Here is a 26,776-nt window from a genome sequence, read left to right on the forward strand (position 1 = left end):
GCGAGGGCTGTGCCTCGCCAGACTCTATGTGGAACTTGTCGTCAGATGAACGGCGTCTTTGCCATCTCTTTCAGCCAGCAGCACGTCCACACGCTCCTGGCGGCTTGTATTGACAGCTCGGCCCACATAGTCCGCATGTATTGGCAGTTCACGATGTCCACGGTCAATCAGGGTGAGCAGTTCCACAGCCTGGGGGCGGCCATAGTCCAGCAGGGCTTCCAGAGCGGCGCGTATGGTGCGGCCTGTGTAAAGAACGTCATCAACAAGAATGATAACGCGCCCGTCAACGCTGGCGGGTATGCGTGACTGCCCGATGTGTGGCTTGCCTTCAAGGCTGGTCCAGTCGTCACGATAGAGGTTTATGTCCAGTGTGCCCAGCAGCACAGGATGCCCGAGGCGCTCTTCAAGCCGGGCGGACAGACGGTGGGCGAGGTCTGCGCCACGCCGTTCTATGCCGACCAGCATGACATGGTCGCAATGGTCGTGACGTTCCAGAATCTGGGACGCCAGACGCTCCAGCATTCGCGCCATTTCGTGTTGCTCAAGCAGCAGGGTAGTGCTCATGTATCCTCCGTAACGTCTACCGTAACGTCTACCTGCCCAAAGCCTAACGCTTTTTGTGGTTGAAGAAAAGTCCCCCACCAATTGACAAGGTAGAAGCATGGCCTTAGTTACTATGGCACCAGAAATATGGAGGACATCATGATTCAGTTGACCGACAACGCCCGCAAGGAACTTGATACCTTCTTTGCGGACAAGAAAAAGGATCCGATTCGGATTTACCTCTCGGCTGGTTGAGGCGGACCGCGCCTCGCTCTGGCTCTGGATGAGCCTAATGACCAGGATACGACCGAGGAACAGGCTGGGTATACCTTCTGCATGAGCAAGGCCTTGCTGAATGAAGTGAAGGGAATTACTGTTGATTTAACGTATATGGGCTTTACGATCACCCCAGACGTGCCCCTTGCTTCAGAAGGCGATGGTTGCAGCAGCTGCTCAAGCTGCGGAAGCCACTAACCAAACGGGTCTGGTTCCCCGTGAGCCGATGAAGCATATCAGCCTGTTTTTCGGAATATAAATCATATAATATGCCCGAAAAAAATCATGGAGGAACCATGCTCGAACTTACCGAAAGCGCCCAGAAAGAACTGGCAGCCTACTTTGAAGGCAAGGAAAAAAGCGACATTCGCATTTATCTTGCTCCCGGCGGCTGCAGTGGTCCCCGTCTTGCGCTGGCTCTTGACGCCGCCACAGATGAGGACCAGAGCGAAGAGCAGGGTGGCTTCACTTTCTGCATCAACAAAGATCTGCTGGCCCAGATTGAAGGCGTGAAAATCGACCTCACCTATATGGGCTTTATGGTGGAACCCACCATTCCCTTGCCCCAGAGCGAGGGCGGTTGTTCCGGCTGCTCCGGCGGCTGCGGCACCAATTAGCAAGCAGGCAGATACAGTTGACCGGGGGCGGCTTTAGAGCCGCCCCCGCGTCTGTTTTGAGAGCGTGGCTTCACGCGTCTGCGCATGCTCAAAATGTCAAGACGCGGCTATTGGGAGTTGATAAGGCAATTCCTTGATGTGCCAGGGCTTTTTTCTGCTTTGGGCTATAGGCAAAAGCTTGCTTGAGCCGTTGGTGAATTGCCTTACGGAGTGAACAGTAGAATTTCGATGACGCGAACCGCGTCACTGAGCAGCCGTGCTGATGCGCTTGCTGCTTACGCGGCAGCCGCTGACGAACTCGCAGACTTCACGAATGGCGGCAGCGGTTGCGAAAAACTGGCAGCGTTGTTACGCTTGCTGCCTTTATCCGCAGTTTCGCGGCAACCGTTACCCGAAGGGCGTCCGGCTGGTGACAGGGATTGTATGGAACTGGCGGTGTCGTCATATATGCTGTCTTCAAACGCAGTTTTGCGTCACAACGCTCAAAGCCTGCGCCGCTACGCTCAACGTCTGCGTCGCTACGCTCAAAGCCTGCGTGCTACGCTTAGTGCGCGGCTGTCAAAGCTGTCTCGATAGCCAGCCGAACAAGGGCGAATGAACCTTGAGGATGGCGGTAACGCTCTGGCAACATTGTCACAGGATAAAGCGGCTTTTTCAGATTTCGTAACTTTTCAGCAAAAGCTTTGCGGGATTCGCCCGCGTGCGCAGCATGGCCGGGCAAGAACATCGGCCAGCCATATGGAAACAGGTTAATGGACAGTTTTACCACAGTACTGGCAAGTCAGGAAAATCAGATTTACATCGAGCGCAGCGGCATGGCCACGCGCTGTCGTCTCGCAGTCGAAGCAATGGCTCAGGGGCGCACTGTTGTTCTGGTGGCGCGCGAACGCGAAGAATACAATCTTGCCCGTGCGTTGCTGACGCTCTTTACCCCCGAGCTTTCGCTTGGCGACAAATCGCTGTCCGAACCCTTGTGGCGCAGCCCCTGTCTGGCGCTGCCTGCCTTGAGCCAGTGGCAGGACAGGGCCTCATGGGCGTCACGTCTGGCTGCTCTTTATGGCCTTGGTCTGGGCCAGCCGCGCTGTCTGGTTTGCAGCGTCGAGAGCCTTTTGCTGCGCCATGTGCCCCTGAATTTCTTCACCTCACGCAACCTTGATCTGCGCAAGGGCAGCGACTACGCGCCCGAATTGCTGCTGGACCAGGCTGTTGAGTGGGGGTATGAGCGCGTGGCAATGGTCACGCGGCCAGGCGAAATGGCCCGCCGGGGCGATATTCTCGACATTTTTCCTGCGGGATACGCCAAACCTGTGCGTCTGGAATTTTTTGGCGACACCCTTGACGAAATGCGGGTTTTTGATGCCGAAAGCCAGCGCTCCTTGCAGGGTTGCGACGAACTGACTCTCCTGCCTGCCAGCCCGTTGTCTCTGGAGGCCAAGGCCCTGGCTGCGGCACGGGAACGCTGCGACCGCATGTTCGCAGAAGGCCGCATTGGCGAAAACGAATGCTATTCTTTCAAAAAATCACTGGACAGCGGCGGTCTTGGCCTTTTACCCGGCAGCGTGCTTGAAACGACGAGTTTCATCGAAGACTGGCTGCCCAAAGACAGCCTGTGGCTTCTGCCCGGCGAGGCCGATAGCGCCGACGCTCTGCGCAATAGCCGCCTGAGCCTCAAGGAAAGGCTGGAAGCCCCCGATTTGCCTCTGCCGCAGCCAGCGGCCCTTGCCCTGCGCAAAAGCTCGCAGCCCGCACCCTGGAACAACTTTCAGCGCGTGTACGCAGAACCTCTGGTCATGGGCGTGGAAGAACGGGGCCTTGACCTCGCCGAACGCCCCCTGCATTCCTTTACCGATCTTTTTCCCCTGCCGGGCGCGCAGGATCGCCCCTGGCAGCATCTTGCCGCTGCCCTCAAGGAATGGCGCGGCAGCCGCCGTCAGGTGGTGCTCAGTTTTTCATCGGGCAGAAGCCGTGCCAGATTCTTGAAACTGGCTGAACAGGACGGCATTGTGCCCGCTATGCGCTATGCGCCGGAACAGCGAGGCCTTTTTGCCCTTGTTTCGCCGTTCAGATCCGGTGCGGATCTGGTATGGGACGACGCGCTGGTTCTTGGCGAAGACATCCTTTACCCCAAGGCAGAAAAAACGCCGCGTGTGTCGTCCCGCGTATTCAAGGGACTGGACACTTTTGACGACCTCAAGCCCGGCGATCTTCTTGTGCACCGCGACTACGGCATCGGACGTTTCGCCGGTCTGCACCATATGGACATCAATGCCGCGGCCAACGACTTTCTGCTGGTGGAGTATTCCGGCAAGGACAAGCTCTATGTGCCTGCGGACAGGCTTGGGCTTATTCAGCGCTTCAAGGGCACAGAAGGCGTAGAGCCTGCCCTTGACCGTCTGGGCGGCGCAGCCTGGGTTGCTGGCAAGGAAAAAGCCCGCAAGGCCATTGAAAAAATCGCCGCAGACCTTGTGGAAATGTATGCCTACCGCAAGGTAACCAAGGGGTTTCGCTACGATCCGCCCGGTGAACTCTATCACGAATTTGAAGCTACCTTTGGCTTTGAGGAAACCCCCGATCAGGCCAAGGCCATTCAGGACGTGCTGGACGATATGGACAAAACCAGCCCGATGGACCGCCTTGTTTGCGGCGACGTGGGCTTCGGTAAAACAGAGGTGGCGTTGCGCGCTGCCTTCCGTGCCGCTTCCGAAGGGCGGCAGGTGGCCATGCTTTGTCCCACTACGGTGCTGGCCGAACAGCATTACCAGACGTTCAGGGCGCGGCTGGCGGGATTTCCCGTTAACGTGGGCCTGCTCAGCCGTTTTGTGTCGCGTCCAAAGCAAAAGGATGTGCTCAAGGCCGCAGCAGCAGGGCAGATAGATATACTCATAGGCACTCACCGCCTTTTGTCCACAGATGTGAAACTTCCCAACCTGACCCTGCTCATCCTTGATGAAGAACAGCGTTTTGGCGTGCGCCACAAGGAAAAACTCAAGGCTCTCAAGAAAAATGTGGACGTGTTGACGCTTACGGCTACGCCCATTCCGCGTACCTTGCAGCTTTCGATGTCCGGCATACGCGAGCTTTCAATTATTGAAACCGCGCCGCAGGACCGCAAGCCTGTAGCCAGCGCCGTGCTGCGCAGGGACGATAACGTGCTGCGCAAGGTAATGGAGCGCGAAATGGAGCGCGAGGGCCAGATATTCTGGGTATACAACCGGGTGCAGGGGCTTGAGCGCGTGGCCGAGTATGTGCGTGGGCTTGTTCCTGCCGCACGGGTGGGCATGGCTCACGGCCAGATGTCTGAAACCGAGCTGGAAGACACCATGCACAAATTCTGGCATGGTGAGCTGGATGTGCTGGTTTGTACCTCCATTGTAGAATCCGGTCTGGATTTCCCCCGCGCCAATACTCTGGTGGTGGATCAGGCCCAGATGTTCGGGCTTGGGCAATTGTACCAGTTGCGTGGCCGTGTTGGCCGCAGCGACAGGCAGGCCTATGCCTTTTTTGTTGTGCCAGATGCAGAGCGTCTGACTGCCATAGCCGAAGAGCGCCTGCGCATCATTATGGATATGGATTACTTGGGCGCGGGATTTCAGGTGGCGATGGAAGATTTGCGTCTGCGCGGGGCTGGCAATATACTGGGTGAAGTGCAGTCGGGCCACATGTGCCGCGTTGGTCTGGATCTGTATCTGGAAATGCTTGAAGAAGCCGTGGGCCGCCTCAAGGGCATGCCTGAAAGTCTGGTCAGCGAAACTGAACTGACACTGGGGCTGCCGGCGCATATTCCTGCTTCGTATATTGATGACGGGCGTGAGCGCCTGCGCTGCTACAAAGCGCTGACTTCGGCCTCGGGCGGAGCTGCACGGGAAGAAACTGCCCTGTCCATCCGTGACCGCTTCGGGCCCTTTCCCGAAGAACTGGCAAACTTTCTGGCAGTGCTCGACCTCAAGCAATTTCTTACCGAGCTTCAGGTGCAGAAAGCCGACGTGCATCGGGACTATGTACGCCTGACCTGGCCCGACGGCCAGACCGCCGTGCAGCCCGAACGTATTGTAGCCCTTGCCGCGGCCATGCCGGGCGCACGTATGCAGCCCCCTGCGGGGCTTACGCTGCCTCTGGAAAAAGACGCTTCTTTTGCACTGGGACTTGACAGACTGCGTCAGGCACTGGAAGACATACGCATGCCCATTGCGGAACAGGCTTCGGCCTGATCTGACAGGGCGGCACATGTGCCGCCCTTGACCGTTTTTCTCTGGCCAGTTTTTGCCGGAAGAGGAAGTCTATGCTCTTGTTGTTTTCAGCTGAACACGGCGGCCACAAAAAGCTGCCGCTGTCGGTTCCTGCCCGGATGGCCGGAACACCAGAACAGCTGCGCGGGCATGTGTCATGCTCCGTGCCGGGGCTGACGGCTGCATTTTTACCTCGAATGGCGCATCTGGTGCTGCTTGTTTGCTGCTTCATGCTGACTGCCTGTTTCGAGACGCGCTTGCCCGAGGGCGTAGTGGCCACGGTCAACGGCGAACCTGTTTACCTGCGTACCGTGCAGGCCCTGCTGGACAGCCGCTCAGCGGCTTTGGGCACCATGCAGCGTCCTTCATTGGAAAATATGAAGCGGCAGTATGGCGACGCGTTGAGCACGCTGATTATTTACGCCCTGGTGCGGCAGGATTTGCGTGATCTGCAAATCCCTGTCACGGACGCTGCACTTGAATCTGCGGTGGCTGCAATCAGGGCAGACTATGGCGGTCAGGAAGGATTGGCGCGCTTTCTGGCCGACGAGTCGCTGGACGAAAATGAATGGCGGGTGCTCATGCGCGATCACCTGGCCATGCAGAGCTTTGAAAAGCGCATTCTTTTGCCCGGCATTCGGGTTTCGCTGGATGATGTGCGCACGTATTACAAGGAACACGAAACCGAATTCAACCTTCCAGAAACGCTGGACGTTTGTCTGATTTCAGCCGTAGAACGCCAGTTTGTAGACGGCTTTTGCACGTCCTTCATTCCTGGCCGCCCGGCGCGTGAAGAGCAGGCCAGAGACCTTTTATTGCAATGTCAGGAAATGAGTTTGGCCCAGCTGCCGCCCGAGTGGCGGAAAAAAACTGAAAAGCTCGCACCCGGGCGATGCGCTTCTCCTGTTCAGGAGGACGGTCGCTGGTACGGGCTTGCACTGGCAGGGCGCAACCCTGCCCACACGATGGGAGTGGCTGAGGCCTATCCGCTCATTGAGAACATTTTGCGTCAACAGCGTAAGGAAGCCGCCTTCGAAAGCTGGCTGACAGCGGCTCTGGAACGCGCGCAGGTGCGTGTGAATCCTGACCTTATGGCTGACCTGCTCACGCCGCCCTCTGCAAGACCCGCAATGCGGGAAGATGGCTCCGGCGCGGGTAATGGCATTTCCTCGCACGGCGGCGTCAACGGTTCCGGTGATGCCGGGCCCGGTTCGGCAGATGGAGAGGAAGGAGCGGATACCCCCGGGGGCGGGGGAGCAGACGGACCATATGAAAAAACGGGGACGCCCGACAGGCAGGACAGGCAGGACTTGTAACCTCGCCGGACGGTCATTGCATGTCGTTCTGTTTTGGGCTAAAAATCTGACGATAAACAGGCGCACCTGGCGCTTTGTATGAGGGAGAATACCTGTGAGGAAAACTCTTGTTTTGCTGCTGGTGATTATGCTTACGACCGCATGCGGCGTGCAGGCCGCCCAGCTCAATAAGGTGGCTGCGGTGGTCAATGGTCAAGTCATCACCATGTTTGACCTGCAAAAAAATGCTCTGCCAGACTTGATGCGGAATGGTCTTAATCCGGATAATCCCGCCAATGCCAAGCAGGTGGACACGGTTTTTCGTAAGGTTCTGGACCTGATGATTATGGATATTCTCATCGCCCAGGAAGCTAAAAGACTGAAAGTCTCCGTTTCCCCGTCGGATATCGACAACGAGATTGCCAAGATCATGCAGGGCCGCAATATGACCAAGCAGCAGTTCGAAGAACAGCTCGTTCGTCAGAAGAGCAGTGTGGCCGAACTGCGCGGCAATATAGAAAAGACCCTGTTGCGCCAGAAGATCATGAGCATGGAAGTGGGCCGCAAGGTTGTGGTTACCCCCGAAGAAATTCAGGCCTACTACGACGCCAACAAGGCCACCATGTATGACCGCAGCGGCCTGCACATGGGCGTTATGGTCTATTCGCCCAAGGTCAATGCTGCCGCCATTGCCGCCCAGATACGATCCGGGGCCTTGACCTTTGAAGAAGCCGCGCAAAAATACTCCATTGCGCCCAATAAGGAAAAAGGCGGCGATATGGGCCCGGTGGAATGGGACCGCCTGAATCCCGAATGGGAAGGGCGCCTTACCAAGATGAAGCCCGGCGATGTGACGGAAGTTTTTGATCTTCAGGGGCACAAGGCGCAGGTGCATCTTTTTCGTCCCGGTGGCGGTGGCGTAAAGATGCTCTCCTTTGAAGAGGCCAAGCCGCAGATCGACGCCATTTTGCGTCAGCCCAAGGCTATGGAGCGCTTTGACGACTATACGGGGCAGCTGCGCAAAAAAGCCGTGATCGACATTCGGCTGTAGCGTGATTGTTCTGGCGTGCGCGCGGCTTGTGCCGCGCCGCGTCTTTCCGGTGGCGAACAGTTTTCGGCGTAAGGCCGGGATGCGCTGCTGGTAACAGCCGCCCGCGGGGCGGCAAAGACCTTTACCGAGGCTTTGCATGACCTTAGAGGAATTGGGTGCGGTCCTTCGCGCTGAGCGTGAAAAGAGGGGTCTGAGCATCGAAGATGCGGCTAATCATTTGAAGATTGGTGCGCGTCTTTTACGCGCGCTTGAGGCCGGGGACACATCTTCTCTGCCCCATCTGGCATATACCAAGGGCTTCATTCGTTCCTATTCATCTTATCTGGGGCTTTCTGCCGAAGAAATCAGCGCTGCGCTGACTGCTCTGGAAGCCGATAGCGAAGAAGTCACTGTGCAGCAGGCACCCCTGCCGGATGTCTCTCTGGCCCCGCGCCGCAGCATGAAGCCCTTTTTTTCCGCTTTTGTGGTTGTTTTGTTGGGGCTTGGTGCTTATGCCGCATGGCAGCATGGAGCATTGGAATTCCTGACCAGTCAGACGCGCCGCATGGCCCAGCCTGCACCCATGCAAAGTCCGGATACCGCCGATACTTCCTCCCTTGGCGCAGGCTCCCGCAGTGTTGCCGCCAATCGTGAATCCCGGGGAACCAACGCGGGGCAGCCTGCAACGGCTGCGCCCGATAATGGTACGCAGGCAGGCCGTTCTGCCACTCCCGCCACACCCGGTGCGGCTGCCACTCCCGCCGCGTCTGCTGCATCTGCCACTCCTGTTGCTCCCGGCACGCAGAGAGGCGAAGCTGTGGGTACACCCACACCGCCTGCCGCCCCTGTTGCTCCTGCCCCGCCAGTTGCGCCCACCGGGGCCGCAGCAGCGCAAACGCCCATTGCGGGGCCGCACAAGCTCATCATTACTGCTACGGAAGAATGCTGGGTGCATTCCAATGCGGACAATACGGATACAAGGCAATTTTCTTTGCGCAAGGGCGACACCTTTGCTCTTACCTTCAATAAAAGCCTTGAGTTGAAGCTCGGCAATGCGGGCGGGGTGCGCCTCCGCTACGACGGCGAAGAGCTTTCACCTGCAGGCGCCAGTGGTCAGGTGCGCACGCTGACCTTCCCGCCGGCACTCCCATGACCGAATGGGCCGATCACGCGCTTGTGCTGCGCATGGGGCACTTTCGTGAGTCGGACCTCTGGCTGAGAACCCTTTGTCGCAAGCACGGCCTGCTGACGCTGTTCGCCTTTGGCGGAAGCAGAAGCAGGCGTCGCTTTTGTGGCTGCCTCGACGTGCTCAACAGTCTGCATTGCCGGGTCAAAGCTTCGCCACGGGGCGGTTTTCTTAACCTCGAAGAGGCAGTGCTGCTGGGTGGTCCCCAAACGCTCAGACGCGATTGGCGTCGTATGGGGCTGGCTGCCAATTGCCTGCGGTTTGTCGAATCTCTTGGCGTGGGAGACGAAGGGGCGGATGAAGCCTTTACTCTGGTGGAGGATATGCGGCGAACGCTTGAAGAGGCTGCCACTCTGCCCGCGCTTTTTCCTCTTTTTTTCCGGTTGCGTCTGGCGGGTGCTCTTGGGTTCGCGCCAAGTCTGGATATCTGCGGCGTGTGCGGCTGTGCGTTGCATGGCCCCGGGCAGTTCGTGGTGGATGAAGGGCATGTGCGTTGCCCCTCCTGCCGTGCGGAAGCAGGCCCTGTGCGTTATGGCGTGGAATTGAGCTCAGACGGACTTGACCTTTTGCGCCATGTACAGCAAGAATTGCCATCCGGCTGGCACGCGGAAGAATTGCCTTCAGCGGACAGGCGGGCCTGCTCACGTGTTATTGACGGTTTTGTGCAATACCATCTGGGGCTGGCGTGGGAGGGTGGTTTTTTCCGCCGTGTATAACAGGAAGGGTTTCGCCTGACCTGTTACTGCGGTTTAAGAGCTTGGTTCAATTGCTTTTTTGCGCGGCCAGGCTCTCGGGGCACTGCATAACAAGGGAATCATTGACTGACGGCTCTCTTGTCTTCGCCCAACTGCCACTGGTATGCGGGCTTTTTTTGAGCAGTTTAACCTTGAAAAAAGATAAATGCTCAAACGCTGCACAGGAGTGCAGTGAGGCGCAACGTAGTGTGAATTCTGCCAAAACTGTAATTTGGGCAGAATGACAGCTTTGGAATGTGAAGCATTTCAAGGCTAATCTGCTCCGAAGCAGAGCCACCTGAAAGTATTTCGGGATTGCAGGGCAGGGCTCCCGTAACGGGCGTGCCATAAACTTTGAGAGAGCACGCTCTCAAAGTTACTCTGCTAGAGCTGGCAACGCGTCAGACTGGCGCTCAAAGGCAGGCAAGGCCCGCCCGCGCCTGAATCTGCGCTTGGCAGCGGCAAGGGTTTGAAGACGAATCCTTGCGGGATTTTCAAGTGTGCAATGCTTCAAAAGGTCGAGGTGCGCGCCGTGCGCGTTCTTGGCGGGGCAAAAGCCGTGAGCCATTTCAATCAGCGTTTCCTAAAGGACAGCACATGTATTTTCAGGACGTGATACTCACCCTACAGGATTACTGGGCCAAGCAGGGCTGCGTCATTGAGCAACCCTCCGGCGTAGAGTGCGGGGCTGGTACTTTCAACCCCCATACTTTTTTGCGGGTCATTGGTCCCGAACCCTGGAGCGTGGCCTATGTGGAGCCGTCACGGCGTCCCACTGACGGTCGTTACGGCGAAAATCCCAACCGCCTGCAACGCTACTTCCAGTTTCAGGTCATCATGAAGCCCTCGCCGGACAATGTGCAGGATCTCTATCTGCAAAGCCTCAATGCTTTGGGCATCAATCCCGCGCAGCACGACATCCGCTTTGTGGAAGACGACTGGGAATCACCCACGCTTGGCGCCTGGGGGCTTGGTTGGGAAGTATGGCTTAACGGCATGGAAGTAAGCCAGTTCACCTACTTTCAGCAGGTGGGCGGCATTGATCTTTCGCCTGTGAGCGTTGAGCTGACCTACGGCCTTGAACGCCTGACAATGTATCTGCAAGGTGTGGAATCTGTTTACGATCTGGCCTGGAATAAAAACGTGACCTACGGGCATATTTATCACCAGAACGAAGTGGAGCAGTCGCGCCACAACTTTGAAGCCAGCGACGCGCAGATGCTGCTGCGTCATTTCAACGATTTTGAAGGCCAGTGCAAGGCCATGCTGGAACTGGGCCTGCCCTGGCCCGCGTACGACTATTGCCTGAAGTGTTCGCATACCTTTAACCTGCTGGATGCGCGCGGGGCCATATCCATCACCGAACGCACCGGCTACATCGGCAGGGTGCGTACCCTGGCGGCGGGCGTGGCCCGTCTGTATGCTGCTCAGCGCGAAGAACTGGGCTATCCTATGCTCAAAAAGGATGCGAGGTAAAGCCGTGGCCACCTTTGTGCTTGAAATTGGCAGCGAAGAACTGCCTTCCCGTTTTCTGGCTCCCGAAGAGGCGGAGCTTTCTGCCCGCTTTACCTCTGCCCTTGATGAAGCTGGTCTGGAGCACGGCGCTCTGCGCGTGATGAGCACGCCGCGTCGCGCTGTGGTCATGATTGAAGATCTCAACCCCGTGCAGGTTGAGCGCGAAGAAATCGTCTCCGGCCCGCCAGTGCGTGTGGCCTACGACGCTGAAGGCAAGCCCACCAAAGCCCTTGAAGGCTTTGTGCGCACCAACGGCTGCACCCTCGACGACGTTTTTCAGCAGGAGACGGAAAAGGGCGTTTATGTGGCTGTGCGCAAGCACACCGGCGGCGCGCATGCAAGCGAGCTGCTGGCGGCCATTTGCCCGGCCATCATTACGGCTCTGCCATTTGCCAAGCGCATGCGCTGGGGCGATTACTCCCTGGCCTATGCCCGTCCCTTGCGCTGGATACTGGCGCTGCTGGACAGCGATGTGATTTCCTTCGAAGTTGGCCCCAAGGCTTCGGGACGCGAAACCTGCGGCCACCGCATCCACGGCTCCGGTCCCTTTGCCGTGGCGCATGCCAATGAATTTTTTAAGACCCTGGCTGGTCCCTGCGCCATTACTCTTGATCCGGCAGAGCGCCGCAAGATCATCATTGAAGGCGGCAATGCCCAGGCCGTGGCGGCCAATGGCAAGGTTCTCTGGAAAGACAGTCTGCTTGACGAAGTGCAGGGGCTTGCCGAGCATCCTGTGCCGTTGCTGGCGGATTTTGATCCGGCCTACCTTGAAGTGCCGCGTGAAGTGTTGCTGACCAGTATGGAAAGCCATCAGAAAAGCTTTGGCATTGAAGACGCCAATGGTCAGCTGCTGCCGCACTTTCTGACAGTTCTCAATATCACTCCAGAAGATATGGAGATTGTCAAACGCGGGTGGGAGAGGGTGCTGCGCGCCCGGCTGGACGATGCCCGTTTCTTCTGGAGAGCCGACCTGCGCGAACCCTTTGAGCATTGGCTGCAAAAGCTGGATACGGTCATCTTTATCGGCGGCCTTGGCAGCATGGGCGACAAGACACGCCGCCTTGAAGCGCTGTGCCGCTGGCTGGCAGAAACCTGCGCTCCTGAGCTGGCTTCTGACGCGGCGCGGGCCGGGCGTCTTTCCAAGGCGGATCTGGTCAGCGGGCTTGTTGGCGAGTTTGATACGCTTCAGGGCATTATGGGCGGCATCTACGCAGGCCGCAAGGGCGAAAACCCCACGGTGGCCCAGGCAATGGCTGAACAGTATCTTCCTGCCGGACCGGATTCTCCCTTGCCGGGCAGTACGGCAGGAGCCCTGTTGTCTCTGGCCGACAAGGCCGACACCCTCGCGGGTTGCTTCGGTCTGGGAATGATCCCCACTGGCGCTGCGGATCCCAACGGTCTTCGCCGTTGCGCGCTTGGCATCATACGTATCGTGCTGGATTTCGGCCTGCCGCTGGACATGCGTCAGGTTTTCGCCAAGGCGCAGGAGCTGTATGGCGACAGGCAGTGGAAACTGGCCCCCAACGAGGCTTTGGACAAACTTATGGAATTTTTCGCAGCGCGTCTGCGTAACTATTTCATGAGTCAGGGACAGGACACACTGCTGGTCGACGCTGCCCTTGGCGCAGGCTCTGCACAGGTGAAGGAATGCGGCGCGCGCTTGAGCGCACTGGCGACCTTTAGCCGTGAAGCCGGTTTTGCCGAGGCCGCCCAAACCTTCAAGCGTGTGGCCAACATCTTGCGCAAGCAGGGTCAGACCGAAGAAATTCCTGCCCAATGGAAGGCGGAACTTTTGCAGGAAGACGCCGAAAAAGCCCTGGCCGCCACGCTGGATCAATTGTTGCCCAAGCTTGATCAGATGTGGGCTGATCAGGATCATGCGGCTGCCTTGGCCTGCCTGAGCGAAGTACGCCCTGCCGTGGATGCGTTCTTTGATGGTGTTATGGTCATGTGCGAAGACACTGATCTGCGCCGCAACCGTTTGGCAATGTTGCAGGCTCTGGGAGGGCGCTTTGCCCGCCTGGCTGATTTTGCGGCCTTGCAAATGTAGCTTTGTGCGTATATGTTCCTGCTCCGGTTGCTCCGTTCTGCCGAAACGCTGAGCGGAACAACCGGAATGGTTGATTGAAAAAGATATGCCGCCGGAAATCCGGCGCGGCGCTTGACAGCCATACGGGGCTATGCTAACAACCCGTCTTCGCGATAGCGCAATATAATTCAGAGTCTCGGCTTGCCAATGCAAGCCCAACATAGTGGAGGATACCGTGGCCAACCATAAGTCAGCCATCAAGCGTCACAGGCAGAGCTTGCAGAAGGCCGGTCGCAACCGCGCCGCCCGTACCCGCGTGAAGAACGCCATCAAACAGGTGCGCTCCGCCATCACGGCCACCGACAAGGCTCAGGCTGGTGAAGCTCTGGTGGCCGCTACTTCCGTGCTTTCCAAGGCCGCCAGCAAGGGCGCCATGCACTGGAAGAAGGCTGCGCGCAAGATTTCGCGTCTGGCCCGTGCCGTTAACGGCATCGAAGCCTAGTCTACGTGTCTTTGAGGCAGTTTTTTTCTGCCGCCAGTTTATTGTTTCTTGACAACGCGTAGCGTTGATTGTAATCACTCCATCGGGTGAATACTGTTTTGAAAATTTCAACTAAGTTCGCAGATTTTCAAAAAATATTTTGAAAAAAGCTTGACGGCAACTGCAGCTTAATATAGATTCCCCTTCGTTGCGCGCTCGTAGCTCAGCTGGATAGAGCAACAGGCTACGAACCTGTAGGTCAGGAGTTCGAATCTCTTCGGGCGCACCACTAAAGAATCAAGCCCTTACGATGAAAATTGTAAGGGCTTTTTCTGTTTTTAATCACAGTTAGCCAGTTGAGCGCGGTAGCGCGTAAAATAAAGCCCCACCCGCATAGTGGGTAGGGCTGATCGTTCTTTTCTGCTGGGTAAGCCAATAGGGGCTTCTCATTCTTGAGAATCAACCTCACATAGATGATCGTTTCAAAATATCAGCATTCGGTAGCTCGCGAACGGCCAGAAGGCCTTAATCCATAGGGGGCGTTATCCCGCCACTGCATCGTCCTGTTGCTCCAGAAGCGTCAGAATACGGGCAACCAGCCCCGCATAGGCAGGGTCATCTCTCCGCCGCGGGCGGGGCAATTGTACGGCAAATTTGTCCACAATGCGCCCTGGGTTCGTGCCCATAACAATGATTTCGTCCGCAAGGTAGACGGATTCGTCCACACTGTGCGTGACGAACACGATTGTCTTCCGGCTTTGTTCCCAAACTTCAAGCAGCCTTTTTTGCAGCGTAATGCGTGTAAACGCGTCAATGGCTCCAAAGGGTTCGTCCATTAGCAGCACGTCAGGCGCGTTGGTCAGGGCACGCGCAATGGCCACTCTTTGCCGCATGCCGCCGGAAAGTTCGTGCGGCATGGCCAGAGCGAATTTCTCAAGCCCAACCATGCCAAGATAGCGGCGTGCCTCCTGTTCGCGCTGATCCTTGCCCATGCCGTTGAATTGCAGTCCAATCCCCGTATTATCAAGCACATTCAGCCAGGGAAAAAGCGAATACTCCTGAAAGACCATGCCGATTTGTCGGCACGGGCCTTGCCGCTGTTCGCCGCGAAAGCGTATTTCTCCCTGTTCGCAGGGGCTCAGGCCTGCCATCATGCGCAGCAGGGTTGATTTGCCGCAGCCAGAAGGCCCAACTATGCAGACAAAGTGCGCGCGCTCCACAGTCATATTTACGTGGTGCAGGGCTTCAATGGGGCCGCTTTTGGTCACAAATATTTTCGATACGTCTGCGGCCACGAGCTCTGGAGGCTGTAAAGCAGCGTCTATTACTTTGTCAGTCGTTTCCATACAAATTTCCTGTCTTCGTAGAACCTGAATGATCTGTCCAGCAACGCACCCACAAGTCCGATACTTATCATGCCCGCAATGACAACGTCCGTTCGGCCCACGGTGTAGGCGTGTGTGATAAGATACCCCACCCCTGAAAGGCTGCCCGGTAACATCTCGGCTGAAACAAGGCACATCCAGGACACGCCAAGGCCAATGCGCAGGCCATTGATGATGGATGGCGCGGCATACGGCAGCAGCACCTTGCGGAAAATATCGACCTGACTGGCTCCCAGAACTCGTGCCGCATCCGTGAGTGTTTGAGGCACCATGCCTACGCCGTGTATGGCGCTGGTGAGTATGGGATAAAATCCGCCGATAAAAATGATAAAAATCATAGATACTTTGATATTATGAAAATATGGATATGCGGCTCCGATGGGCACGGAAAAAATATCGGCCAGGCTCAGCATGCCAAACCACGCCAGTACCAGGGGAACCCAGGCCAGAGGAGGGATGGAGCGAAACAAACCAAGAAAAGTGTTCAGGGCGGTATTTACGTCAGGCTTGTAGCCCATGATGATTCCCAGCGGAACAGCCAGAAGCACCGCAATAATATAGCCCGCAAAAACCCGCGCCAGACTTATGAGCGTGTTGGCGGGCAGGGTGCCCATTGAAATAACGTCATCACCGGGGCTGGACAGCAGGCTCCACACCTGCGGAATACCCGGCAGAATAATGTCGTTTTTTACCGCATGTGCCATCAGGTTCCATAGCAGTAAAAATAGCAGAGGAAATATGAGTGGCAAAAAGAATACTTTAATATTTTTCATTGGTTATGACCGCAAGGTGAAAGCGTGCGTTGTATAGCAACTAGCGCCGGGCTGCGTGGCTTGAAGCAGCTTTATCCCTTTTCAGTCTGCCCCGGCATGCTGGTGCAAGCCGGGGCAGACAATGGGTAAAGCTTATTTACCGTTCAGAAACTGCGGGTCCACAAGAAGGCTTTCTGCCTCTTTAAAGGATTTATCCTTCAAGGCGCCCTTGAAGTATCCGGCCTTGTTCAGGTCGCTCAGATAACCGTTTGCGCCTTCTTTCCAGCCGTCAGTAAAACTTTGCAAAAAGCGAAGATTGGAATTTTTGCCGATCTCTTCCGGCAGGCCGATCCATTTGGAGCCAAGAATTCCGGCGCGCTGCGGGTCTTCATTGCACCAGCGGCCAATCCCGGCCATAAGCTTTACGAAATCCCGCACCAGTTCAGGGTGCCTGGCAATGACCTCGTCGCGCGCGGCGATAACGCAGCAGGGGTAGTCCGTCCACTTGCCTTCAGGCGGAAGGTTGCGGAGCATGCTGATGTCGCAGCCAGCGCCCTTGCCCTCGGCTGTCTGGGGGAAGGGTTCCGGTCCGACCACCGCGTCAACCTGCTTGCTGCTCAGGGCGGGAATGAGGTTGGCCATGCCCTTCAGGTCTACCAGCACCACTTGCGCCTTCTGATCCAGCGGATTGCTCGTATAGGCGATGCCCTCTGATTTGAGCGCGCTTTCAAGAATAATGATGGGCGCGCTGCTGGGCGAGTGGTAGCCAATGCTCACGGGTTTGGAAGATTTTTTGATGTAGGCAACAAACTCCTGCCACGTTTTGGCTGGAACGTCGTTGGATACGACCACGCCGCCACTGGCCAGCACCAGAGGGGACACAATCTTGATAGGGATGTTTTTGTCGATGCCAGCCATAATGGCGGTTATGGAGGCCAGGCCGATATCAAGCTGCTTCTGGGCAAACAGGGTCGCAGTTTCAGAGCCGCTTTTGATAACAACAATATCAAGCACCGCCACGGGCTTGCCGTCCTTCATGAGCTGGTACTTTTCTTTGGGCACTATGGGCTGCATCCACATGCCTTCAATAGGCAGCTTTTCGCCCATATCCATAGCGGCCATGAGAGGCGTGTGGTTGGTGGTAAAGATATAGCCGACTTTCAGCCGGGGCAGTTCTGCCGCGTGCGCGGCAACACCAAGGACAAGCAAGAGTGTTGTTGCCAGCATTTTACCAAACAGGGTGCGCATAGTACCTCCATAGTCTTCTTGTATTTAATGAAAAAATTCTTATTACATCCTTTGCACATATATTTGCGCGGCGTTTCAACCACATCGGTCAGCCGCCGCGAGCTGTTGGCAAACGGTTAAAATGGGGGGCTTTATTGCCTGCTGACCGTATTCATTAGCCTTGTCTTTTGCGCTTGTATTTGTGCCTGCGCCCGTGCCTGTGCCCGTATCTGCGGCTGGGCCTGGGGTTGAGCGCCGCAGACGTCTTCAAGCTGGCCGTCTTCGCCCAGAAGGCCCAGAGCATCAGCACGGCAGCGCGTGCAGTGGCGCATCTGAGGAATTACTTCGCCAGCCTCAGCCCGGATGCTGTGCATCAACTGCGCTGAAGGCGGAGAGACGATGGCAAAGCGCGTATCCGCCACAGGCAGCAAGGGGATGCAGTTCATGAGGTCTGCTCCCCACGAGGCCACGGCCTTGGCTATGTCCAGCATGTGCGTATCGTTTACGCCGGGTATGACCACCGAGTTCACCTTGATGGTGACTCCCAGCGATTTGAGCAGGCGTATTCCTTTTTCTTGCCTTTCGAGCAGTAAGGCTACCCCTTGCTGCCCGGAAAGACGCTTGCTGCCGTCATCCACCCAGTTATAGACGGCTGCGCCAACGTCGGGTCTGACCGCATTGACTGTTACCGTTACATGCCCGACGCCGAGGTCAGCCAGAGTTTGCGCGTGCAGCGGCAGCGCCAGCCCGTTGGTGGAGAGGCAAAGCAGAATGCCGGGCAGTGTTTTGCGCAGCTCTGCAAGGGTTTCGATGGTTGGCGCAGCATTGGCCAGAGGATCGCCGGGGCCCGCAATGCCGATGACGCTCAGATGCGGCATGCGGGCCACAGCACGCAGGGCTGCGTCCACAGCCTCATGCGGCGTGAGCAGGCGCGCCGTCACGCCGGGGCGGGATTCGTTAACGCAGGAATAGCGGCGGTCGCAAAATCCGCACTGCACGTTGCAGCTTGCCGCTACGGGCAGATGTGCCCGGCCGAACGCGCGGTGCGCTTCCGGGTTGAAGCAGGGATGCCGCGCACTGTCTGGTAGAGGTGTGCTCATTCCTTGCCCCTTGGCTTCAGCCCAAAACGTATGCAGTCTTTGGGGCACGATCCCACGCAGTCGCCGCAGTTGGTGCAGTTTTCTTCGTCCGGTCTGGTGCGCATGAGGCAAACTGTGCGGCATTTGTCGCAGTCGTTGCATTCGGTGGTTTTGTAAAAGCGAAAGAGGGTGAAACGCCGCACCAGTTCAAGAGCTGCGCCAAAGGGACAGGCAAATCGGCACCAGCACATGAGGATGCCCAATCCCAGCGCCAGTATGCCCACTGTGAGCACAAAGCGCAGTTGCCACATGGGAAAGGCATGTTCCCACGTAAGCCACACCGAGGGCCAGAATTCGCCTACCCGCAGGGGCACGTTCACCCTTGGCTGGCCTAGAGCGAACCATGCCAGCAACGCGGCGGCCAGCATGAGATATTTTGCCCACCTGTAGTTGCGCACGCCCACGGGGTTTGGGCCGAATTTGAAGGGATTAAGCGCCAGAACGCGGTTGGTCAGGTTGCCCGGGCAAAGCCAGCCGCAAAAAGCCCTGCCGAAAAAAAGGGCCACGGCCAGCCAGACGCCCCAGAATCCCCAGAACAGACGGGACAATTGCCCCGGGCAGGTCATGACAGGGCAATTCTGGCAACTGACAAAGGGAACGACAAAAGGGCAACGAAATACGCCGTACAGGCCCCACTCGCCAATAAAAATCGTGGAAATGACGAGTACGGCCCTGTTACACCAGTGAAGCGCCCGCAGTTTGCGGCTGGGACGGGCAACTATTTCATGCAACATCTTTTACCCCCAACTTTTCAATCAGTTCCTGTCCCTTGGGGGAAAGGGCGGAAATAAAGCCGGAATTTTCAAAAAAAGCCTGTCCCTGCGGGCTGGTAAGCCAATCGATGTACGCAACGGCCCTGTCTTTGTCAGTCGCGTCCGCCATAAGACCTACAGTAAAAGTCAGAGGCCCGGCGGGGAAAAATTTTTCGGGAATTTCCACTGCTTCCAGCTGATCGGCAAAGCGTTCCATACGGCAGATTCGCCGTTCAACAATCATAGCGTCAGCGTTGCCAGTTGCGACGTCTTTCACTGATCTCTGCACGCAGGTTCCCTGTTCCGGCACGTTGGCCAAAACCTTTGGGGTCAGATCAGCTGCTTTGAGTATGCCCATAACAGCCTGACCGCCGGGAGCGGAGGCTTCCTTTGCCATAGCCACGCGCACGCCGGGCCGGGCAAGGTCTTCAATACTGTTGATATTGGCAGGGTTGCCCTTGGGCACTGCGACTACGTAGCTCGTAAAGCATAGCGGTTTGAAATAGATCATCTTGCCAGATTTGCGCAGATTCTGTGCAAGAGCGAGCACGCGTCCGGCAAAGACTTCTGTATGCCCGCTGCCGGAAAGCAGAGATTTGCCAAGAGCAGCGGCAAAAGCCCCTGTATAGACGATATTGACGCCGGATTGCCGCGTATACTCCGTATGCGCCGGGCACATAGCTTCTGCCAGCCCGCCGCACGACCATACTTGCAGCGTTCCACCGTTTGCGGCCCTTGCAGTCTGCGGACTTATGAGCGCCGGCCCGGCTGCGCCCAGTGCCAGCGATTTGATGAAACTGCGCCGTCCGTTTTCTTTTGTATCCATACCAGCCTCCCTCAACGGGTTGAAAAATCGTGATCTGCATGCCTGCGTGCAGGCAGCTGTACTTGCCTTGCAACAAAACAGATCTGCTGCATCTGTAGTTTCGCGCCAACTGCTTTTGCCATGCCGGAATTTACTATTGGCGCTCTGTCGCTATGCGTTTTTTCAGCAGAAAATATGCCGCGCTACGCCAGCCCGGCCTGCTTTCGCTGTTGCAAATAAGCGTGCAACAGGCCGAAGTGGCAGGAAAAAGCTGTCAAAAATAAAAAAAGTTTCGCATGATTATGCGAAACTTGCGCTGTGAAATATGGTTGTGGCAACCCTGTCAGGCAGGGCGGAAATGGTCGGATTACGTGCTGGCCCTGCGTGAAGGATAATGCGAGACAACCTGCCTCACAGCGCCACAACGTCAGGTGCCACCACTGGCGAGTTTGCCCTGCTGCATATCGCGCGCAGCAGAAAAAGCCCGGTGGGATTTAAAAAGATTCAGTGCAATGAGTGTGCTATGTAGTTTCATGCCATTCGAACGTATTTTGCTTTTTCGCGAATAAAGCGGAAAAAAGCTGTTTGCAGTGTTTTTTATTCACCAGATTGTTTTTCAATAAGGGTAGTGTGAAAACAAAATTGCATCAAGGCTAATGTGCGCAGAAGATCATTGTCATTTTTCGAAAATATTTTTCAAAGTGCAAACGCTGGTGATTAGCAAGGGGCTGTGTGCTTGCCAGATTGTAAAAATAATGTGCTCCCCTGCAATCAGTTTTTGCAAGGGAGCACATGGTTGCCTTATGGCGGAGTACCTGGGTGCTTGCAGCTGTTTTGCCAGCCTTTCTGCGGCTGCGGCAAATTTTTGTTATAATCGGCTTACACGCTGTTCTGAAAAATCGAAAAAATATCCGGGGCTGCCCTGTATCAGCCTGCGTTTGGTTCATCGAGGCTTTCGTGGGAAGGTGTTGCTACGCTGGCTTCCTGGGCATTTTCACGCGCAAAAACGAGCCAATGGAACAACCCCACAAGCACGCCGCCGCCCAGTATGTTGCCCAGCGTCACCGGAATAAGATTTTTCAGTACAAAGTTCTCCCAGGTGAGCAGGGAGAGTGTATGAACCGGATCCGCCAGTTTGGCCGCCACTTCTGGGGGCATCATGCCGCTGCACAGTATGCCGATGGGAATCATGAACATGTTGGCGATGCTGTGCTCGAATCCACATGAAATGAACAGCCCCACGGGAAAAAGGCAGGCGGCCATCTTGTCAAAGAGCGAACGCCCCGAATAGCCCATCCATACGCCAAGGCAGACCATCAGGTTGCACATGACCCCAAGAAACAGAGCCTCGGTGAAGGTGTACGTCAGTTTGTATTCTGTGGTTTTAATATAATAAAGGGCAATGCTGCCGCCGTCTTTCCAGGGGTGCCCGCTAAGAAGAATAAGGGCAACCAGCGCAATGGCTCCAATGAAGTTTCCGGCATAGACAACGCCCCAGTTGGAGAACATCTGCCGCCAGGTAATCTTGCGGCTGGCGCGCGGAACAAGCGTCATAGTGGTTGAGGTGAAAAGGTCGCCGCCCAGCACCACAACAAGCATAAGGCCAAGACTGAATACAAGCCCGCCAACAATTTTTCCTGCCCCTGTAACGTTTGCCACGGCGCAATATACAAAACCCAGCCCGATAAACAGGCCCGCCATCACTGCCAGCAAAAAAGCCTGACGGGGAGGCCTTGTTGCCTTGATTATCATTGTTTCTACAACCTTGCCGTACATCTGGCGAGGATTCAGCGCTTCAAAAGACGCTCCGGTCATGAACGTTCTCCTTTGGGAGGAATCAGGTTGGCAAGGCGTTTAAAGCTACAGGGCAATCACGTGAATGACAAAAAGTTCGCCACCATAAACCAGTTGCGAACAATTTTCCATAATGGCATTTTTGAATGTGTATGTAATGATATGCAAAATTAGAGATAGATTTATTGTTTATATGCTTTCTATAGCAGCAGATAGTGTTTAATGTTTGTATGGTTTATAATTCAATTATTTCATTATAATACTTTTTTTAGAATGTATGATGACTTATGGCGTTTTAATTTTTTATTAATACACAATTTAATAGTGCTGTTAGTGTTCTTATGTCTTTTAAATATACTAAAATAGTAGAATAACGTTTGTTGTCAGTTTGTTTTTTGCCAACATGAATATTGCTGGAAATATTAAAAAAAATGAAACCAGATTTTGTTGTAAACGAGAAAAATCTGTTTTCCTGCGGGTTGAGCGAGTCGTCATGTCCAGGTTTTGGCGGATTGAGAAGGCGCTCGGCTGCTGTTAATCATCGCTAATCACCGTGTAAAAGGCGAAAGTAGATTTGTTTTGGGCCGTGTGTTGCCTGAAAGGCGCTGCCTGTGGAGTTTTAGTTTCAAACCAGAAGTTTTTTGTAGCTTGCTGAATGAAGTATATCTTACGGGAGAGGGTGAGGAGGAAGAATCCTTCACTGAAAAGGTTTCCTCCTCATAAAGCAAGCAAAGTATACCTGAGCTGGAGACCACGCATCTCTTCAAATGGTAGCATTATGCGTGCGCCGGCTCCCGGGTAAGATGGCGGTAGTAAAATAAAAGTACGTAGAGCGGGGCCAGATAGGCGGCAGCCATCAGCGCTTCTGTCGCGCTAAAGAATTCCATACATACGATCATCAGCAGCACATTGTTGATGACGCCAAAGGAGATCAGAAAAGCCATGCGTGTCTGCCGCGTCATGTGGCGGGTGATGGGCAGTGCCGCCAGTGTCATCAGCACGCACAGCAGGCAGGCTGCACCCAGCGCCTGAAGGATGAACGATGGCGATTGCCGCAGTAACCCGCCGTAGTTGCTGAAAATTGAAATGTTGGAAACAGCTATGGCGACAGTCAGCAAGGGAAACTGGTGGCGCAGCAGAGAACAGCGCAGGCTGTTCCAGTACGTGCGGGTGAAATGGGCGGCAACAAAGGGCACCAGAATGGTTACGGCAAGCGAAAGGCCCATATGCCCCAGGTCCAGATGTGGCGGCAAGCTCAAAGGTGCAAGCCCAAGCAGCCGCAGTGCGCTGTCGGTAAGTGAAAGCATGGCGGGCAGGCTCAGGGGAAGCAAAAGGGATGTGGCGATGTTTGCCACAAGAATGAGTGCAGTGTTGGCTCCAAGCATAAGAGAAAAAACTGCGGCCATTACACCTACCGGAGCCGCGCCCAGCAAAAATGCCCCCAAAGCAAACTGGGGCATGATCAGGCGAAAAACAGCCATGCAAAGTATTGGCAGCAGCGCCAGGCGATAAAGCGTCAGCAGGCACAGCGGCGCTGCCATTGTGCGGGTTTCTTTTCGCAGTTCTTCTGCGCCCACAGCCAGAAAGCTCATGAATAGCATAAAGATGAGAATAAGCCGCGGCATGGCTGACAGCGGAGCGGCCAGCTGCGGCAAAAAAACGCCTGCCGCCATTGAAGCCAATGAAGAAAACACCATTATGAGGTCGCGAGGATTCATTAAACCACCTGTTTTTTGCACCTTGCCCAGAAGGCGCTATAAAACTCAAGCTGAATGTTGGGCCGCTGATCGTGGCATCAGTGATGTCTGGTATTTCTGAGCTGACAGCCTGCGGCCGGCGTGATGTTGGCAGACATGCCGCCAACCGTGGTTGCATGCGGCTCGTGTGCAGCTGTTTTTACGGCGGCTACGATTTCATATCCTGCTTATATTTCAGGCGTTATCATTACACTTGACTGGGGCACAGCCCTGCGCAAAGGCTTTCACCGTCAACCTTCCGCATATGGATTGCGACAGCACCCGGGGCAAGATGCGGTTGGGGCTGACAGACTCATATGGTCAAAACGCAGTGAAGTACGTTTGGCTCTCAGGAAAGATCTTTGAAACGGAAAGGCCTCGGCACATGCCGAGGCCTTTCACGCAGAATACTTTATACTCGGTACAATAACAGCTGATGGCTATTGATCCACCCGAATGTCCAGAGAAAGTTTGTCTTTGGAAAGAACGTAACGAACGTGCGCAGGCTTGCCCGAAAGGTCAATGACAACCCTGGTCTTGTCGTCCATTTTGCCCAGACGAATGTTGGTGACCAAAGGATTTTTGGGCACGCCCGGAGCCTTGACCTGCCACTTGCCTTCCAGATCCAGCACCAGCCTTTCGGGGCCGTTGAGGGTCATGCTTTTGTAGTTGAGGGGGGCTGTGCCCACAATCCGTATGGTGGCGCCCTTGTCACGGGCAAAAACTACAAACCGTGTGACTTCCTGTTTTTGCGGCGCAGCCTTGGCCGCCCTTTCCGTATTGCTGGGGCTGGGCTTGTCCTGCGAGGTTTTTTCTGGCGCCTTGGGTTTTTCCGGGGCCGCAGGAGTCGCAGGTACGGCGGGCGCAACAGGAGCAGCAGGCTTGGTGGGGCTGGTGGCCTTGTCAGCTTCGTTGGCGGGCTCAGGCTTGTGCTTTACCGGTTCTGGCAGCGGAGCATGAACAGAAGCAGCGTCAGTGCTACGCAGGGCATTACCCTCCAATTGAGGAGCCCGGTCTGCCAGGGCAGGGCTATGTCCAGATTCCACAGGCAGTGGCGGAAGATAAGGCTGATCGGCAGGGCCGCCAAGCTTTGCAGCCTGCCCGGTATCGCCAAGAGGCGGCAATCCCATGTCAGGAACTGTCGGGGCATCTGCACCGGGATCGGCGCCCTGGTTCAGAGTCGCCTGAACAGGCGCTTGCTCTGGTTTGCGCAGCTTTTCATTAAGCATAATGAGGGCCATGCCCAACACGCAGACTGCCAGAAGAAGACTTAGTATCACTTTATTCATGCCTAAAGGCTCCTGCCGAAACTAGTTTGTCCTGAATATATTCAGCGGCCATGGGAACTGGATTGTCCCTGGTTTTGCAGCTTTTCTTTGCGGATATGTATCAGCATTCGAAAATATGTGGGGTCTTCGCCGCCTACAGTCATTGCTGCGCGAATGTGGGCGGCGGCCTCGTCAAACTGGCCCAGCAGACAGAGAATACGGGCAAGATTGAAGTGGGCGTGGTCATCATCCGGCGCAAGTTCCACAACTTTGCGGCTGAACAAAAGGGCCAGCGCCGGTTGCGAACTCTGGCGCAGCCTGACGCCAAAATCCCTGAACATATGCTTGTGCATTGTGCAGATATCTTCTGTGGCCCCGGCCAGCTGCTCAAGGGCACTCAAGGCTGCCTGACGCTCACGTGGGCGTCTGAGGCGCAGCAAGGTCTGACGGAATGTTTCGCGCAGTCGCGATTCTGTCATTTTGGCCTTGCGCATGGCCTCCAGACTCATCGGACTGCTCGCTGCCGCAGGGCTTGAGCCCGGTAGCGGCAGCTTTGCGTCCATGTCTAGTTCCGCGGCGAAAATCTTATTTCCCGCCAGGCTGGCCCCTTGGCCCAAAGCGCTGGAGATAGCAGGTGCTCCCTTGGACGGGGCCGCAGATACTTTCTGAAAGGCCAGGCCCTGGTCTTCCCCGGCAACAACCATTCGAAGTGGCGGAGAAGATATTTTTTGAGCTGGCTGCAAACGTTGCGCGCCGGGTTTTGCTGTAACGGCGGCGGCAGGGTCGCCGGGCTGGTTGAAAGAAGCTGCGTCTGTGCGCGGCTGGGGGGGGCGCTGCCCGGCGTTTGTGACTGCGGCGGCGGATTTGCCCGCCTCAAGTACAGAGGCCTTCGCTCCACGCGGTTGAATCTGCGTAGATACCTTTGCTGCGCTTTGCCCAAGCGGTTGGGAGCCACGTTGCGGGGCTGCCTGTGAGGCCCCTTGGGCTACGGCGGCTACGGCATTGGGCCGGGCAGCACTGGCAGCTGGTTTTTGGGAAAGCGACGGGGAAATGCCAGAAGATTCCGCGCCTGCCTCACCAGCAGATGCCTCCTGCTGTACAGCATCTGCACTGCTGGCGGTTTTTTCTTTATTTTCGAAACGCGAAAGATCCGGCGTAGTGACGGGCATTGCCAGTATTTCTGGTTCTGCCCTGAAGTTTTTGGCAAATGATCTGGCGCTGATTCTTTCTGGTCCGGCTAACGGCTGGAACGCTTTGTTGAGTTCCTGTACTGCAAAAGCTCCGTCCGGGAGTTCCCATACGAAGTAGTGGTTTTTGCGGCGATTTTCCGTCCAGTCGGTGGAAAAAGAGTACACACCTGAAAATTTTGAGCGACGCATGGCTGAAATGTACATTATTTACGCCGAATGGCAAGAATGCCTTCCTGGCTTTACGTTGCCGGGGGTTTGCGTTAGTATAGTTTCATGCATGAAATGTCCATTGCACAAAGTTTGCTGAAGATGTCGGAAGAGGAAATCTCCCGTCAGGGTTGCACGCGTCTTGAGGTTGTAAACGTCAAGTATGGCGCTCTTGCCGGAATTGTGCCCGAGTCTCTTCAGTTCTGCTTTGAAACGATGATTCAGGGCACACCTCACGAGGGTGCGCGCCTTGAACTGGAAGAGTTGCCTTTGCAGTTGCACTGCCCGTTCTGCGGCGCTGATTTTGGCGGCGAAGGGCAGGACGCTCTTATACAGCCCTGCCCCGGTTGCGGCGAGCAATTCGGGCATGTGGTAAAACAGGGGCGTGAACTGTATTTGAACCGCCTTGAGGCCAGCTAGTTTCGGCTAACCTCTGTTTATATCATCCGGCGGCTTGAGCAGTGAGTTGTCCCCAATAAAAAGCAGCCGTACTACGGCATTGTATTCCGATGGCAGGTGCGGCTTTGCTGTCGGACGTTTTTTTGTCGATATTGTCCCCACATCAGCCCACTACTTCAGACAGGACTCC

25 protein-coding genes and 1 tRNA gene are annotated in these 26,776 nt (G+C 55.8%); 15 read left to right on the forward strand and 11 right to left on the reverse strand.

Features of this window, described 5'->3' with window-relative positions:
• Positions 1 to 24: 24 nt before the first annotated feature.
• Positions 25 to 564, reverse strand: coding sequence for a bifunctional pyr operon transcriptional regulator/uracil phosphoribosyltransferase PyrR (gene pyrR, locus QM579_RS08465; protein WP_414998731.1), 540 nt, complete (start codon positions 562 to 564; stop codon positions 25 to 27).
• Positions 565 to 702: 138 nt separating this feature from the next.
• On the opposite strand from pyrR, the gene QM579_RS08470 reads away from it, so the two are divergent.
• The 12 genes from QM579_RS08470 to QM579_RS08525 all read left to right on the forward strand — a co-directional run bounded on the left by QM579_RS08470 (position 703) and on the right by QM579_RS08525 (position 14,221).
• Positions 703 to 1,017 carry an IscA/HesB family protein gene (locus tag QM579_RS08470; protein ID WP_183718008.1) on the forward strand — a complete coding sequence of 105 codons (315 nt, stop codon included), beginning with the start codon at positions 703 to 705 and terminating at the stop codon, positions 1,015 to 1,017.
• 98 nt (positions 1,018 to 1,115) lie between these two features.
• Positions 1,116 to 1,436 carry an IscA/HesB family protein gene (locus tag QM579_RS08475; RefSeq protein WP_414998732.1) on the forward strand — a complete coding sequence of 107 codons (321 nt, stop codon included), beginning with the start codon at positions 1,116 to 1,118 and terminating at the stop codon, positions 1,434 to 1,436.
• A gap of 228 nt (positions 1,437 to 1,664) precedes the next feature.
• Complete coding sequence (locus QM579_RS08480) at positions 1,665 to 2,012, forward strand: hypothetical protein (protein ID WP_414998733.1); 348 nt, start codon at positions 1,665 to 1,667, stop codon at positions 2,010 to 2,012.
• A 176-nt stretch (positions 2,013 to 2,188) separates the two neighbouring features.
• Complete coding sequence (gene mfd, locus QM579_RS08485) at positions 2,189 to 5,644, forward strand: transcription-repair coupling factor (RefSeq protein ID WP_414998734.1); 3,456 nt, start codon at positions 2,189 to 2,191, stop codon at positions 5,642 to 5,644.
• Between the two features lie 77 nt (positions 5,645 to 5,721).
• Positions 5,722 to 6,978, forward strand: a complete 1,257-nt coding sequence (locus tag QM579_RS08490; protein ID WP_414998735.1) for a SurA N-terminal domain-containing protein — start codon at positions 5,722 to 5,724, stop codon at positions 6,976 to 6,978.
• A 94-nt stretch (positions 6,979 to 7,072) separates the two neighbouring features.
• Complete coding sequence (locus QM579_RS08495; RefSeq protein ID WP_414998736.1) at positions 7,073 to 8,008, forward strand: SurA N-terminal domain-containing protein; 936 nt, start codon at positions 7,073 to 7,075, stop codon at positions 8,006 to 8,008.
• 136 nt (positions 8,009 to 8,144) lie between these two features.
• Positions 8,145 to 9,140: a helix-turn-helix domain-containing protein gene (locus tag QM579_RS08500; RefSeq protein ID WP_414998737.1), complete on the forward strand. Its 996-nt coding sequence runs from the start codon at positions 8,145 to 8,147 to the stop codon at positions 9,138 to 9,140.
• Complete coding sequence (gene recO, locus QM579_RS08505) at positions 9,137 to 9,889, forward strand: DNA repair protein RecO (protein WP_414998738.1); 753 nt, start codon at positions 9,137 to 9,139, stop codon at positions 9,887 to 9,889. Before QM579_RS08500 ends, recO begins: the two co-directional genes overlap by 4 nt.
• Before the next feature lie 615 nt (positions 9,890 to 10,504).
• Positions 10,505 to 11,383 carry a glycine--tRNA ligase subunit alpha gene (gene glyQ / locus QM579_RS08510; RefSeq protein WP_414998739.1) on the forward strand — a complete coding sequence of 293 codons (879 nt, stop codon included), beginning with the start codon at positions 10,505 to 10,507 and terminating at the stop codon, positions 11,381 to 11,383.
• A 4-nt stretch (positions 11,384 to 11,387) separates the two neighbouring features.
• Positions 11,388 to 13,472 carry a glycine--tRNA ligase subunit beta gene (glyS, locus tag QM579_RS08515; protein WP_414998782.1) on the forward strand — a complete coding sequence of 695 codons (2,085 nt, stop codon included), beginning with the start codon at positions 11,388 to 11,390 and terminating at the stop codon, positions 13,470 to 13,472.
• A gap of 214 nt (positions 13,473 to 13,686) precedes the next feature.
• Complete coding sequence (rpsT, locus tag QM579_RS08520) at positions 13,687 to 13,953, forward strand: 30S ribosomal protein S20 (protein ID WP_183718017.1); 267 nt, start codon at positions 13,687 to 13,689, stop codon at positions 13,951 to 13,953.
• A 191-nt stretch (positions 13,954 to 14,144) separates the two neighbouring features.
• Positions 14,145 to 14,221 (forward strand) — tRNA-Arg (locus QM579_RS08525).
• Between the two features lie 253 nt (positions 14,222 to 14,474).
• On the opposite strand, the gene QM579_RS08530 is transcribed toward QM579_RS08525, so the two are convergent.
• The 6 genes from QM579_RS08530 to QM579_RS08555 all read right to left on the reverse strand — a co-directional run bounded on the left by QM579_RS08530 (position 14,475) and on the right by QM579_RS08555 (position 20,013).
• A complete protein-coding gene (locus QM579_RS08530) occupies positions 14,475 to 15,278 on the reverse strand; it encodes an ABC transporter ATP-binding protein (protein ID WP_414998740.1) in 804 nt (267 codons plus the stop codon).
• Positions 15,257 to 16,021, reverse strand: coding sequence for an ABC transporter permease (locus QM579_RS08535; RefSeq protein ID WP_414998741.1), 765 nt, complete (start codon positions 16,019 to 16,021; stop codon positions 15,257 to 15,259). The genes QM579_RS08530 and QM579_RS08535 overlap by 22 nt, the downstream gene beginning before the upstream one ends.
• A gap of 201 nt (positions 16,022 to 16,222) precedes the next feature.
• Entirely contained in the window at positions 16,223 to 17,317 is a 1,095-nt protein-coding gene (locus tag QM579_RS08540; protein ID WP_414998742.1) for an ABC transporter substrate-binding protein, read from the reverse strand.
• 131 nt (positions 17,318 to 17,448) lie between these two features.
• Entirely contained in the window at positions 17,449 to 18,396 is a 948-nt protein-coding gene (nifB, locus tag QM579_RS08545) for a nitrogenase cofactor biosynthesis protein NifB (RefSeq protein WP_414998743.1), read from the reverse strand.
• Positions 18,393 to 19,169 carry a 4Fe-4S binding protein gene (locus tag QM579_RS08550; RefSeq protein ID WP_414998744.1) on the reverse strand — a complete coding sequence of 259 codons (777 nt, stop codon included), beginning with the start codon at positions 19,167 to 19,169 and terminating at the stop codon, positions 18,393 to 18,395. The genes nifB and QM579_RS08550 overlap by 4 nt, the downstream gene beginning before the upstream one ends.
• Positions 19,159 to 20,013, reverse strand: a complete 855-nt coding sequence (locus QM579_RS08555) for a substrate-binding domain-containing protein (RefSeq protein ID WP_414998745.1) — start codon at positions 20,011 to 20,013, stop codon at positions 19,159 to 19,161. Before QM579_RS08555 ends, QM579_RS08550 begins: the two co-directional genes overlap by 11 nt.
• On the opposite strand from QM579_RS08555, the gene QM579_RS08560 reads away from it, so the two are divergent.
• Both QM579_RS08560 and QM579_RS08565 read left to right on the forward strand, forming a co-directional pair.
• Positions 19,979 to 20,314, forward strand: coding sequence for a hypothetical protein (locus QM579_RS08560; RefSeq protein ID WP_414998746.1), 336 nt, complete (start codon positions 19,979 to 19,981; stop codon positions 20,312 to 20,314). The genes QM579_RS08555 and QM579_RS08560 overlap by 35 nt on opposite strands.
• Positions 20,315 to 20,386: 72 nt before the next feature.
• Entirely contained in the window at positions 20,387 to 20,521 is a 135-nt protein-coding gene (locus QM579_RS08565) for a hypothetical protein (protein ID WP_414998747.1), read from the forward strand.
• 398 nt (positions 20,522 to 20,919) lie between these two features.
• On the opposite strand, the gene focA is transcribed toward QM579_RS08565, so the two are convergent.
• The 4 genes from focA to QM579_RS08585 form a co-directional block, all read right to left on the reverse strand.
• Entirely contained in the window at positions 20,920 to 21,807 is an 888-nt protein-coding gene (focA, locus tag QM579_RS08570; protein WP_414998748.1) for a formate transporter FocA, read from the reverse strand.
• Between the two features lie 755 nt (positions 21,808 to 22,562).
• Positions 22,563 to 23,504, reverse strand: a complete 942-nt coding sequence (locus QM579_RS08575; protein WP_414998749.1) for a symporter — start codon at positions 23,502 to 23,504, stop codon at positions 22,563 to 22,565.
• Between the two features lie 458 nt (positions 23,505 to 23,962).
• Complete coding sequence (locus QM579_RS08580) at positions 23,963 to 24,811, reverse strand: AMIN domain-containing protein (RefSeq protein ID WP_414998750.1); 849 nt, start codon at positions 24,809 to 24,811, stop codon at positions 23,963 to 23,965.
• Positions 24,812 to 24,852: 41 nt separating this feature from the next.
• Entirely contained in the window at positions 24,853 to 26,169 is a 1,317-nt protein-coding gene (locus tag QM579_RS08585) for a tetratricopeptide repeat protein (RefSeq protein ID WP_414998751.1), read from the reverse strand.
• A gap of 93 nt (positions 26,170 to 26,262) precedes the next feature.
• Here QM579_RS08585 and QM579_RS08590 point away from each other — a divergent pair, with 93 nt between their 5' ends.
• Positions 26,263 to 26,607, forward strand: coding sequence for a hydrogenase maturation nickel metallochaperone HypA (locus QM579_RS08590; protein WP_246387973.1), 345 nt, complete (start codon positions 26,263 to 26,265; stop codon positions 26,605 to 26,607).
• The last annotated feature ends 169 nt before the right edge of the window (positions 26,608 to 26,776 follow it).

The organism is Desulfovibrio sp. (assembly GCF_047607245.1).
In the GTDB taxonomy this organism is placed as follows: Bacteria; Desulfobacterota; Desulfovibrionia; order Desulfovibrionales; family Desulfovibrionaceae; genus Desulfovibrio.